This window comes from bacterium, from assembly GCA_021372515.1.
Lineage (GTDB): Bacteria > Gemmatimonadota > Glassbacteria > GWA2-58-10 > GWA2-58-10 > JAJFUG01.
Window position 1 is genome coordinate 16,700 of sequence record JAJFUG010000213.1, and the last position, 12,331, is coordinate 29,030.

12 protein-coding genes are annotated in these 12,331 nt (G+C 64.0%); 11 read left to right on the plus strand and 1 reads right to left on the minus strand.

What is annotated here, in order from left to right:
- Positions 1 to 130: 130 nt before the first annotated feature.
- From LLH00_19085 to bcp, 11 genes are all read left to right on the plus strand, one after another.
- Positions 131 to 2,257 carry a thioredoxin domain-containing protein gene (locus LLH00_19085; GenBank protein ID MCE5273388.1) on the plus strand — a complete coding sequence of 709 codons (2,127 nt, stop codon included), beginning with the start codon at positions 131 to 133 and terminating at the stop codon, positions 2,255 to 2,257.
- Between the two features lie 88 nt (positions 2,258 to 2,345).
- Positions 2,346 to 3,932 carry a glucose-6-phosphate dehydrogenase gene (zwf, locus tag LLH00_19090; GenBank protein ID MCE5273389.1) on the plus strand — a complete coding sequence of 529 codons (1,587 nt, stop codon included), beginning with the start codon at positions 2,346 to 2,348 and terminating at the stop codon, positions 3,930 to 3,932.
- Positions 3,932 to 4,681, plus strand: coding sequence for a 6-phosphogluconolactonase (gene pgl, locus LLH00_19095; protein MCE5273390.1), 750 nt, complete (start codon positions 3,932 to 3,934; stop codon positions 4,679 to 4,681). The genes zwf and pgl overlap by 1 nt, the downstream gene beginning before the upstream one ends.
- A gap of 611 nt (positions 4,682 to 5,292) precedes the next feature.
- Positions 5,293 to 6,015, plus strand: coding sequence for a hypothetical protein (locus LLH00_19100; GenBank protein MCE5273391.1), 723 nt, complete (start codon positions 5,293 to 5,295; stop codon positions 6,013 to 6,015).
- A 432-nt stretch (positions 6,016 to 6,447) separates the two neighbouring features.
- Positions 6,448 to 6,654 carry a hypothetical protein gene (locus LLH00_19105; GenBank protein MCE5273392.1) on the plus strand — a complete coding sequence of 69 codons (207 nt, stop codon included), beginning with the start codon at positions 6,448 to 6,450 and terminating at the stop codon, positions 6,652 to 6,654.
- A gap of 207 nt (positions 6,655 to 6,861) precedes the next feature.
- Entirely contained in the window at positions 6,862 to 7,962 is a 1,101-nt protein-coding gene (locus LLH00_19110; GenBank protein ID MCE5273393.1) for an amidohydrolase, read from the plus strand.
- Between the two features lie 20 nt (positions 7,963 to 7,982).
- Positions 7,983 to 9,155: an AGE family epimerase/isomerase gene (locus tag LLH00_19115; protein MCE5273394.1), complete on the plus strand. Its 1,173-nt coding sequence runs from the start codon at positions 7,983 to 7,985 to the stop codon at positions 9,153 to 9,155.
- Between the two features lie 580 nt (positions 9,156 to 9,735).
- Entirely contained in the window at positions 9,736 to 10,206 is a 471-nt protein-coding gene (locus LLH00_19120) for a transcriptional repressor (protein MCE5273395.1), read from the plus strand.
- A gap of 137 nt (positions 10,207 to 10,343) precedes the next feature.
- Complete coding sequence (locus LLH00_19125) at positions 10,344 to 10,838, plus strand: ferritin (protein ID MCE5273396.1); 495 nt, start codon at positions 10,344 to 10,346, stop codon at positions 10,836 to 10,838.
- A gap of 97 nt (positions 10,839 to 10,935) precedes the next feature.
- Positions 10,936 to 11,139, plus strand: a complete 204-nt coding sequence (locus tag LLH00_19130; GenBank protein ID MCE5273397.1) for a DUF2892 domain-containing protein — start codon at positions 10,936 to 10,938, stop codon at positions 11,137 to 11,139.
- 88 nt (positions 11,140 to 11,227) lie between these two features.
- Entirely contained in the window at positions 11,228 to 11,695 is a 468-nt protein-coding gene (gene bcp / locus LLH00_19135; GenBank protein ID MCE5273398.1) for a thioredoxin-dependent thiol peroxidase, read from the plus strand.
- A 167-nt stretch (positions 11,696 to 11,862) separates the two neighbouring features.
- Here bcp and LLH00_19140 read toward each other — a convergent pair.
- The coding region (locus LLH00_19140) for a right-handed parallel beta-helix repeat-containing protein (GenBank protein ID MCE5273399.1) at positions 11,863 to 12,331 on the minus strand (469 nt) is incomplete at its 5' end.

The following is a 12,331-nucleotide window of genomic DNA, read 5'->3' on the forward strand; positions in this document are numbered from 1 at the left end:
GACAAGTGGCGCGGCTTCCCCGCTCCCCTGGGGTGAAAGAGGCCGGCCACTTGAACTGAGAGCGCAGGACTGTTAAGATTGAGAATGAGAATGTTCGCCTGACTGACTTGGGGAAACTTGGGAGGAAAGAATGCCTCAACCGGACAGCAGCCCGCAACGCCATGGCAACAGTCTGCGCCATGAGAAAAGCCCCTACCTGCGCCAGCACGCTTTCAACCCGGTCGACTGGCGCCCCTGGGGTGAGGCGGCTTTCGAGGCCGCCCGCGCACAGGACAGGCCGCTCTTCATCAGCATCGGCTATTCGAGCTGCCACTGGTGCCACGTGATGGAGCGCGAATCGTTCGAGGACCAGATGGTGGCGCGCCTGCTGAACGATCATTTCATTCCGGTCAAGGTGGACCGCGAGGAGCGGCCCGACATCGACCGGGTCTACATCAGCGCCTGCCAGCTCATGACCGGCTCGGCGGGCTGGCCGCTCACGATAATCGCCACGCCGGAGGGGGAGCCGTTTTTCAGCGGGACTTATTTCCCGCGCGAGGAGCGCTACGGACGGCCCGGGCTGCTGGAACTCCTGCCGCGGGTAGTCGATATCTGGCGCAACCGCCGCGCCGAGGTCCTGGGCTCGGCCGCCGGGGTGCGCGAGGCCCTGGCCGCCATGACCGACGAGGGCGGCGGCCCCACCCCGGGCCGGCCCAACCTGGCCCGGGCCTATGACTTTTTCCAGCGCATTTTCGACCGGACCCACGGCGGGTTCGGCGCGGCGCCCAAGTTCCCCACGCCGCACAACCTGGGTTTCCTTCTGCGCTGGTGGCGCCGCAGCGGCGAGCCGCAGGCCCTGGACATGGTGGAGCGCACCCTCGACGCCTGGCGCCTGGGGGGCCTCTGCGACCACCTGGGCGGCGGGTTCCACCGCTACAGCACGGACAGCCGCTGGCTCGTGCCGCATTTCGAGAAAATGCTGTACGACCAGGCCCTGATCGGCGCGGCGCTGCTGGAGGGGTTCCAGGCCAGCGGGCGGGCCGAGTACGCGCGGGAGGCAGAGCGCACTTTCGGCTACGTACTGCGCGAGCTGACCCACCCGGAGGGCGGGTTTTACTGCGCGGAGGATGCCGACAGCGGAGGGCGGGAGGGTGCGTTCTACCTCTGGAGCGTGGAGGATATTCGGAAAATCCTGGGAGATGACAGGGCCGCCCTGGCCTGCAAGGTCTGGAACGTGCGGCCGGAGGGCAATTTCCGGGATGAGGCCGCCGGTGCGACAAACGGGCTGAATATCCTGCATACGGGCCGGGAGAATGCCGCCCTGGCCGCTGAGACCGGCCTGGGACTGGAGGAGTTCGAGGCCTGGCTGGAGTCGGCGCGGGCGGACCTGCTGAAAGCCCGCGCCTCAAGGGTGCGGCCGGGACTGGACAACAAAATCCTGGCCGACTGGAACGGCCTGATGATCGGCGCCCTGGCCCGGGGGGCGCGCGTGCTGGATAGCCCGCGGTTCGCGGAGGCGGCCGAGCGGGCGGCCGCTTTCGTGCTGGACCGTTTGCGCGACAGCCACGGGAACCTCCTGCACCGCTGGTGCGAGGGCGAGGCCGCGGCCCCGGCCAGCGCCGAGGATTACGCTTTCCTGGTCCAGGGGCTGCTCGACCTGTACGAGGCCACGTTCAGTCTGCGCTGGCTGCGCGCGGCCCTGGAGCTGAACGGCATCCTGATAACGCAGTTCTGGGATGAGGTCGAGGGCGGGCTGTTTTTCACCCCGGCGCAGGGGGAAAGGCTGCTCGTGAGAAAGAAGGAGCTGTACGACGGGGCTATGCCCAGCGCCAACTCGGTGGCGGCGCTCAATTTCCTGCGCCTGGCCCGCCTGACTGGTGACAGCGGCCTGGAGCGGCAGGCGGAGGGCGTTTTCCGCGCGTTTTCCGGGGTGCTGGAGACCAACCCCGGCGCGTTCAGCCAGGCGCTCTGCGCCCTGGACTTTGCCCTGGGGCCCTGCCGCGAGGTGGTGCTGGCGCTCTCTGTCGACTCGGACACCGCAGTGGAACCGTTCGTGCGGGAGCTCTGGCGCTCTTTCGAGCCGAACCGCACGGTGCTGCTGCTAAGGAAGGGGGAGGTTGAAAGCCTGGCCGAGCTGGCCCCGTTCACCCGCGACATGAGAGTGCCGGAGGGGGCCGCGGCCGCGGCTTTTGTCTGCCGGGACGGCGCCTGCTCGCTGCCTGTAACCGATCCGGCGAGCCTGCCTGAACCGCCTGGGGCGGATCGGCCGGAGGACTGAGGTTGCCCCGTGCGCGGGGAAAAGAGTATATTTTCGCAGGATTTAAGGAACAATGTCGGCCATGGCTAAAAAACCAAGGAAGGCCAGGATGTCTCAGATCGTGTCCCACACCCATGTCCCGCGGGGTGATTTCTACTGCGTGGAGAACCGTCTGGAGCCCTGCGGCCTCGTGATCTTCGGCGCCTCGGGCGACCTGACCCAGCGCAAGCTGATCCCGGCGCTGCACAGCATCTTTCAGCGCGGGATGCTGCCCGAGGAGTTTTTCATCCTGGGCTGCTCGCGCAGCGCGATGAGCGACGAGGAATTCCGCGCCCATCTGAGACCGGCCCTGGTCGAGGCCGCGGGCGGGGATGGCCCCACGGTGGAGGTGTTCCTGCGCCACTGTTTCTACCTGAGCGGCGACTACTCGCGGGCCGATTTCTACGATTCGATCATCAGCCGCAGCGCCGACCTGGAGGACCTTTTTCCCACCGGCGGCAACCGGGTCTACTACCTGTCCACCCCGCCCAGCCTGTTCCCGGTGATCGTGGAGCGCCTGGGCGCGGCCGGCCTGACCCGCGAGCACCCGCAGCGCGGGCAGTGGGTGCGCGTGGTGGTGGAAAAGCCGTTCGGCCACGACCTCGAAAGCGCCCTGGAGCTGGACCGCCGTCTGTACGGCGTGCTGGACGAGCCGCAGATCTACCGGATCGACCACTACCTGGGCAAGGAGACCGTGCAGAACATCCTGATGTTCCGTTTCGCCAACGCCATATTCGAGCCGCTCTGGAACCGCCGCTACGTGGACAGCGTACAGATCACGGTGGCCGAGACCCTGGGCGTGGAGCACCGGGCGGGCTATTTCGAGCAGAGCGGCCAGTTGCGCGACATGTTCCAGAACCACATGATGCAGATGCTGGCCCTGGTGGCGATGGAGCCGCCCAGTTCGTTCGACGCCGACCGGGTGCGGGACGAGAAGGTGAAGCTGCTGCGCTCGGTGCGCCAGTTCCCGCTGGAGGAGCTGGACCGCTGGGCCGTGCGCGGCCAGTACGGGCCGGGCAAGGTGAGCGGAAAGGAGCTTCCGGGCTACAGGCAGGAGGAGGGCGTGGCCCCCGGCTCGCGGGTGGAGACCTACGTGGCGGTCAAATTGATGCTGGACAACTGGCGCTGGCAGGGCGTGCCGTTCTACCTGCGCTCGGGCAAACGCCTGGCCCGGAGGCTGAGCGAGATCGCGATCCGGTTCAAGAGCGTGCCGCACTCGATGTTCAAGAACGCCCTGGCCGAGAGCCTGGAGACCAACGAGCTGGTGCTGAACATCCAGCCCGAGGAGGGGGTGGCGCTCACTTTCCAGGCCAAGCGCCCCGGGCCCCAGGCCAGCCTCACCCCGCTGACCCTGGATTTCCACTACCGCAACGTGTTCCGTGAGGCGCTTCCGGATGCATACGAGCGCCTGCTGATAGACTGTATCGCCGGGGACCAGACCCTGTTCATCCGCCACGATGAGGTGAGCGTGGCCTGGAGCCTGATCACCCCGGTGCTGCGGGCCTGGAGCGAACACGGCGGCGCTGCCGGGCCGTGCCTCTACCCCTCGTGCGGCGAGGGCCCGGTCGAGGCGGATGAGCTGCTCGCGCGCGACAACCGTCGCTGGCGGACCCTGGCCGCGGCGCAGGGAGCTGAAACATCGGGCAAGGGGCAATAATGAACGGAGCGGGAAGCAGCCGGCGGATGGTGTTTGACGACCTGGGCGCGCTCAGCCGGGCCGCGGCGGAGATTGTGCTGGAGCGGGCGCGCCGCGCGGTTGCACGGCATGGGCATTTCAGCCTGGTGCTGGCCGGGGGCGGCACCCCGCGCACTCTCTACGAGACTCTGTCCGTGACGCCATTTTCCGAGAGTATGCCCTGGGATAAAACGCTTGTTCTTTGGGGCGATGAGCGCTGCGTTCCGCCGGAGGACCCGGAGAGCAACTATGGGCTGGCCCGTGACGCCCTGCTGGGCCGTGTCCCTGTCCCGGAGTCAAACTTGCTGCGCCTGCGCGGCGAGGTGCGCCCAGTGGAGCGCGCCGCCGCTGAGTACGAGTCACACCTGCGCGCTGTCTTTCCGGGCCAGGACCCGCCCGGATTCGACTTGCTGCTGCTGGGAATCGGGGCCGATGGCCACGTGGCCTCGCTGTTCCCCAACAGTCCGCTGTTGAATGAAAAAAACGGCTGGGTCCACCCGGCCGAGGCCCCTGTGGGCTATCCCACCAAAGAGCGCCTGACCTTGAGCCTGCCGCTTGTCAACGCCGCGCGCTGCGTGCTTGTCCTGGCCGCGGGCGCGGGCAAGCGCGCGGTGCTGGAGCGCCTGTTCCACCTCGGCCAGTCCTCCGATCCCGCCCTGCCGGCCAGCCTGGTCCATCCGTCGGATGGCGAGCTAATTTTCTGCCTGGACCGCGCCGCCTGTCCCACCTGAACGCCGAAATGGTTTTTTACGGATAGATACGCAGCCCAATGCAGCAATGTCCGGTTAGGAACTTGCCGTGAGAAGCCGAAAGACTCTGTTCTGCTATGGTTTCGGCCAAAGCAGCAAAGCCAGCGGGGGCGGCTTGCCTCGTCCCAACCGAGACACTGTTTCTGACTATTTTGTTCGCTAAGCATCGATTCCGCTGCCGCGTTGCAGCGGCGGCCTGTCAGCCGCACGGGGCTTGGCTTTGACCCAGGATCGAGTCATTCCGATACGAACACTGTCTGCGCCCATAACATTCTCTGCAAAAACCTAAACGGACATAACCGAACCAAAGTGGAAAAAATAATGTGCAGGTATTGATTTTTCCCGCTCCCGGTTTTAGAATGATGCATGGGGCTTTTTCAGAACAGTGAACTTTGCCCTGATCGCATTGTGAGGTATGCAAGCAGCCACGCTGTCCCACCCCAGCCGCAGGAGGCGCTCTGGAACACACGCGGAACGGCCCCGCCCGCGGCCGTCGGACTCACTCCGGACGGCCGGGTGGCCGTTAGACTGATTTCCCAGGCTATAAGAGGGTCGGAGCAAGACCTGGAACATATGTGCACAAGGAGGTTCGGATGCGTGTTTCAAGAATGATAATGAGAACCAGTCTGATGATCGTCGCGGTCTGTCTCAGCCTGGCCGCCGCGGCCCAGGCCGGCGAGTCCTGTTGTGGCGACAAGAGCAGCGCGATGAGCGCCTCCTGCGCGGACAAGTCCGCCTGCAGCGCCCAGGGCGCCGCCTGCTGCGAAAGCTCCGCCAGGAGCGCCGCGCTGGACGGCAAGCTGATGAAGAACATCCAGTTGGCCGCGGCCAGCGGCGATTTCTCGGGCGTGGCCGCCTGCAGCGCCACCCGTGAGACGCTCAGGAAACTGACTCAGGAAAGCGCCGAGATCGACGACCACGTGCGGCAGAACATCCTGACTGCCCTGGAGAAGAACGATTTCGCACAGGTGGCGGCCTGCAAGGTGACCCGCGGCGAGTTGGAGCAGGCGCTGGCCGGCTGGGCCGTTTCCAGCCGGGGAGTGGATTCCAAGAGCCTGAACGAGATTCGCGTTGCGGCCGCCAGCGGCGATTTTTCGAAGGTGTCAGCCTGCCCGGTCAGCCGTGAGACCTTAAAGAAAGTGATAGAGGCCAAGAGCGATTTCAACGCCGACAGCCGCTCCCTGGTGGAGCAGGCCCTGGCCGGTGCGAGCCACGATTTTTCGAAGGTCTCGGCCTGCAAAATGACCCGCCGGCAGATCGAGGCCGCGGTGGATGCCTACACGCAGCAGTCGTTGCAGACCGCATTGAACGAGTGAGCTTATACGCCCTTTTCGGAAAGGATGAGGCTGCACTTCAAAGAGTGCGGCCTTTTTGTTGATGATTAAAAATCCCTGGCGCCATGGCTTGACAGGAAAAGGGGCTTGATATTATGTTTGATCAATAACATAATTCAGCCGGATAAAGGTTTCGGAAGGCACTTTCCAGCCTGAGGGCGGTAGAGGACGGAAGCAATTAAAAACGCACGCCAGAAAGCGGGCGTTTTTTCGGGAAGGCAAGTAAGGATCAACCTAAACTGAGAGAGGTGATATCCAGGTAAGAGTGCTGAGTTGCGGTTGAGCATGGCCCGGCTGTCTCAGGGTCACAGCCGGACTGCTCGGTCGTTGTGCTGCGCCCTCGAGGTCTCCCCTGGCCAAGAGGCGAGCCCTGGAACGGGAGGGGTGGATGGTGAGCTGCAAAAGGAGGCAATCATGTCTCGCAGCGGAAGAATCACACGTATCTGGTTGATTACGCTTCTGGTCAGTTTTGTTCTCGCGGTCGGCGCCGGCGCCCAGACCACGGCCAAACCCGACACCTGCAAGGCCAAGAAAACCGAGACGGTCAAGGCCAAGAAAGTCAAACCCGCGCCCAAGCAGGTCGAGACTCAGAAAAAGGACCAGGAGAAGCCCAAGAAATAGTCGCCGGGGCCATCGGTTACGGGTGCGGAGTTATCGACCCGGACCGCCGGTGAACCCTTTCGATATGGCTGCCGCCGCTTTACGGACACTCGGAAAGCGGCGGTTTTTATTTGCCGCAACTCTGGCGCCGGGCGACAGGCGCGGATATATTGTTTTCTATTCGTACTTATTCACTCTTGCCTTTCCCTCAGCCCTCCAGGAGGAATGATGTTCAGAAGAGTATACGCGTTGGCCGTCCTTTGCGCGTTGGTCTGCTTCCCCGCCCTTGTGTCGGCCCAGGAGGCGATGGGCGAGCTGAAACTCCTGGACTGGAAGCCCAAGAGCCAGCTCGTGGTCAACGAGACCATGGTCCTGCGGCCCAAGTTCCCGGTGTTCGATGTCCACAACCACATGCGCCGCCTGGACATGCTCAAGACCTACCTGGCGGAGATGGACAAGGCCGGCGTGGTGCGCTGCGTGAGCCTGGACGGGATGAGCAAGGACGATTTCTACAAGAAGCACATCGAGGCCTCCCGGGCCGTCTCGGCCGAGCGTCTCCTCGTTTTCTTCTCCCCGAATTTCGAGGGCATCGACGACCCCAAGTGGGCCGAGCGCGAGATAGCCAAGCTCAAGGACGCCGTGCGCTTGGGCGCGCGCGGGGTGAAGATATTCAAGGAGCTGGGACTGGTCTACCGCGACAACAGCGGCAAGCTCATACCCGTGGATGACCCGCGCATCGACCCGTTCTGGGACGCGGTGGGCCAGCTCAAGATTCCGGTCATGATCCATGTCAGCGACCCCAAGGCCTTTTTCACCCCGGTGGACAAGTATAACGAGCGCTATGACGAGCTGGGCGCCCACCCGGACTGGGCTTTCGGCGACACCACGAAATATCCCTCCAAGTGGGAGATCCTGGCCCAGCGTAACCGGATGTTCGCCAAGCACCCCAACACCATCTACATCGGCGCACACATGGGCACCCTGCCCGAGGAGCTGCACCAGGTGGGGATGTGGCTGGACGCCTACCCGAATTTCTACGTGGACATCGACGCCCGCATCAGCGAGCTGGGCCGTCAGCCCTACACCTGCCGCAAGTTCCTCATCCAGTACCAGGACCGCGTGATGTTCGGCACCGACACCCCGCCCAACGCCGAATCGTACCGCATCTACTACCGTTTCCTGGAGACCTGGGATGAGTATTTCGACCCGGCCGGCGGACACCACCTGCAGGGCCGCTGGATGATCTACGGGGTCGGGCTGCCGGATGAGGTGCTGGAGAAAATCTACCACCTGAACGCGGACAAGATTTTCGCCCGCTTCCAGGGCTGAGCCGAGCGAGGTGAGCGAGGATGGCTGGAATCGACAAAGATAAATACCTGCGGCTGTTCCGGACCGAGCTGCTGGAGAACGTGATCCCGTTCTGGCTCGGGCACAGCCTGGACCGCGAGTGCGGAGGCTATTTCAACTGCCTGGGCCGTGACGGCGAGGTGTACGACAGCACCAAGCACATGTGGCTCCAGGGCCGCGAGGTCTGGATGTTCTCCAAGCTGTACAACAACCTGGAGAAACGCCCGGAATGGCGTGAGGCCGCCGAACTTGGCTACAGCTTCATCCGGCGCTTCGGCGTGGGCCCGGAGGGACGGGCCTATTTCAGCCTCGACCGCCAGGGCCGGCCGATCTCGATCCAGCGCAAGGTTTTCTCGGAGTGTTTCTACAGCCTGGCCCTGCTGGAGTTTTCGCGCCTGACCGGCGACAGCTCGATCCGCACCGAGGCCGAGGCGGTTTTCGCCCGGGTGCGCGCCTGGAGCGCCGACCCCGCGGCCCTGGGCCGTCCGGTGCTGGCCGGGCAGCGTCCCGCCAGCGCCCTGGCCGTGCCGATGATCACCCTGTCGCTGGCCGCGGATTTCGCCGCGGACGACAGCCGCGGGACGGGGGTGTGGCTGCCGCTGATCCACGAGTGCATCGAGGGCATCCGGCGGCACGCGAAACCGGACCAGCGCCTGGTCTACGAGAACATGGCCCCGGATGGCGGCGCGCTGCCCGGCAGCGAGGGCAACCTGCTCAACCCGGGCCACGCAATCGAGACCGGCTGGTTCCTGATCGAGGTGGGGCGCAGCCTGGGCGACAGCGCCGTGGTGGCCGAGGGCGTGGCCATGATAGACTGGATGTTTGAGAAAGGCTGGGACCACGAGCACGGCGGGCTGTTCTATTTCCTGGATGCCCGTGGCTGTTCGCCCACGCAGCTCGAATGGCCGATGAAACTGTGGTGGCCGCACTGCGAGGCGCTCTACGGCCTGCTGGCCGCCTGGCGCGAAACCGGCGAGCAGCGGCACGCCGACTCGTTCGAGCGCCTGGTGGAGTACACCTTTGCCCGCTTCCCCGACCCCGGCCACGGCGAGTGGTTCGGCTACCTGGACCGCGAGGGGCGGGTCACCCACACGTTCAAGGGCGGGCCGTACAAGGGCTGTTTCCACGTGCCGCGCTGCCTCTGGCTGGTGCTGCGGGCCCTGGAACAGATGTAAAAAGTCGAATCGATTCTTTCGGTTTGGATCAGCATTGTCCGGTTAGGAACATGCAGTGAGAAGCCGAAAGACCCTTTTCTGCTTTGGTTTCGGCCAAAGCAGTAAAGCCAGCGGGGGCCGCGAACTCGTCCTGGCCGCAAAACTTCATCAACCGTCGATGTGCCCGGCGCTTTGATACCGCTGCCGCGAATCGCCGCCGGACCGTGCGTCAATTTCAGCCCCGGCCGTTTCAGGCTCGATTACACGCTGCCCTGGCGGGAGGCTCAGACAGGTGCGGCCCCCAAAAGGCTGAACTGCGGCGGCCTGACGGCCGCAAATGGGTTTACCCGCATGGGATGCCAGGCGGCGCTATAGGGGCGCTTCTTGTGTTCGCCCGTAAAACTGATATGCAATTTCCTAACCGGACATCGCTGGTTTGGATGAACCTTCAGGGGGTGCGCTTCGGCGTGCCCCCTGTTTTTTTGAGCCCCGGCGGCACTTAGCTTTGCGGGCGGATTGAGAATTTTTCTCTTTCGCTCTTGACAATCCCAGGAAGAGTTTTTATAATAATATCAGGAATCATTATTGATAAGGAAACAGAATGAGCAACCCGAGACGCATGACCCGTCAGCGCAGCCTGATCCTGGCCGAGCTGGCCGCGGTGCGGATCCACCCCACGGCGGATGAGCTCTACGCCCTGGTGCGGCGAAGCCAGCCGCGGATCAGTCTGGGCACGGTCTACCGCAACCTTCAGGTGCTGGCCGCTGAGGGACGGGTGCGGGTGCTGGCCGGCCCCGGCGGGCGCAAGCGGTATGACGCCGACCTGAGCGAGCACTGCCACGCGTGCTGCCTGGGCTGCGGACAAGTGATCGACCTGAAAAGCGCCTTGGGAAATGAGTTCCCATGCAGCCCGGCCGCCCCGGAGGGGTTCCATCTGGTCGGCTACCGGGTGGAATATGTCGGCCTGTGCGCCGAGTGCGAGGCCAGAGGGAGCGATATCCCGATAACTGGAGAACTGGAACTGGAATACAGACTTTTCGAAAGGACGCAGTCGGCGCAGGAGTCTGTCTGAACGAGCAAAGTAAAGGGCCGCGCCCGGCGGGATTGCCCCGCCCTGTCTTGTAAGCGGCCCTGAAAAAATATATGCTTAATAGGGATGAGGTGTTTTCAATTCAATTCGCAGTTTCAACCTGTGGGAGGATGACTGAAATGCTCAGCAAGAAAATGCAGAAAGCCATGAACGATCAGATCAACGCCGAACTTTACTCCGGCTATCTCTACCTGGCCATGTCCAACTATTTTACGGTCAACAACCTGCCCGGAATGGGCAAGTGGATGAAAGTCCAGGCCGGCGAGGAGCTGGGCCACGCGATGAAATTTTTCGGCTACATCCACGAGCGCAGCGGCGAGGCGGCCCTGGTGCAGGTGGACACTCCGCCGGCCAAGTGGGACGGCCCGCTGGCGGTGTTCCAGGAGGCCTACAAGCATGAGTTGCTCGTGACCTCGCGGATCGACAAGTTGGTCGAGCTGGCCCAGGCCGAGAAAGACCACGCCTCGGTGGCGTTCCTCACCTGGTATGTGACCGAGCAGGTGGAGGAGGAGGCCGCCGCCCTCGGGATCGTTGAAAAGCTCAAGATGATCGGCAACCATCCGGGCGGGATGTACATGCTGGACCGCGAGCTGGGCGCGCGCGCCGCGGACTGACGAACGGAGTGATGGAGCGGGGCGGCCACCCTCGGGGGGGCTGTTCCTCCCGCTCAGTGACGCTTTAACCATTTGACCCCGAAAGGCGGGCCGGACGATGCAAGCCAATGTTGGGGGAATCGACAAGGTGCTGCGGATCGTGGCCGGGTTGGTGATAATCGCCCTGGGGTTGTACTACAAGAGCTGGTGGGGAGCGATCGGGATAGTTCCACTGGGCACCGGGTTGTTCAATTTCTGCCCGGCCTATTGTCCGCTGGGCATCAGCACCTGCCGCAAAGCGGACAAGCCGGTTAAGGAGTGAGGCGCGGGGTTGGGTGGGGGCGGCGGCCGGAGCGAGCGAATTCATAAGCCGGAGGCGGGCGTTTGGCCCTGCGCCGGGGAGGGAAACGATGGTCAAAGCCGGAGACAGGGCGCCGGATTTCAGCCTGCCGGATCAGGCGGAGAGCACCGCGCGCCTGGGAGATTACAGGGGCAAGTGGGTGGTGCTGTATTTCTATCCCAAGGATGACACCCCGGGCTGCACCACCGAGGCCTGCGAGTTCACCTCGGCCCTGGATGACCTGGCCGCGCTGGATGCGGTGGTGCTGGGGGTGAGCCCGGACAGCCCGGCCTCGCACGGGAAGTTCGCAGCCAAGCACGGTCTGAAGGTGCGCCTGCTCAGCGACCCGGAGCATCGGGTGCTGGAGCAATATGGCGCCTGGCAGGAGAAAAGCAATTATGGAAAGAAATACATGGGAGTTCAGCGCAGCACGTTCCTGATCGACCCGCAGGGCAGGGTGGCGTTCGACTGGCCCAAGGTCAGCGTGAAAGGGCATGTGGAGGAAGTGCGGGCCAAGCTGGCCGAGCTGCGGGGCTGATCCGGACCTGAAAAAATGGCTCTGTCATAGGAGAATATCGTAGGGGCGGCCCCCTGTGGCCGCCCGGCAGGGTTGGGCAGGCACGGGGGCCTGCCCCTACGGGTGATGGGATTGTCGGAGATCGCAGGGGGCGGGTTTCAAACCCGCCCCTTTCTTTTTGTGAACTCTCACAGCCCGGCCGGGAGGTGCTCGCGCCGGACGAGGTTGTTCGAGACCGCGTTGTCGCCCAGGGCATCGCCGGCCAGGCCACCCTTGGGGTGGCCGGTCAGGAGGTTGCCCTCGATCACGTTGTCGCGGCTTGAGCCTGTGACCAGGATGCCCCAGGCCTGGGTCTTGGCGCTGTCGGGCTGGAAATCGAGGCAACGGTTGCCGCTGATCACGCTGCTCACGAAATCCTCGACCAGGATCCCCGGGTAGCGCCCCGGCTCGCTCTGGGAGTTGTTCTGGCAGACATTGTTCGCAACTATGTTATGGCCGCCCCGGATGCACTCGATACCGCAGCGGGCGTTGTTCCAGCAGAAATTGTCGCTCACCACGTTGTAGCGGTCGCCGCCCTCTCCGCCCTCGCCCAGCCCGCCGATCCCGTTCCAGCCGTTGTCGTGGAAACGGTTGCCGCGCATGGTGCTGTGGCGCACC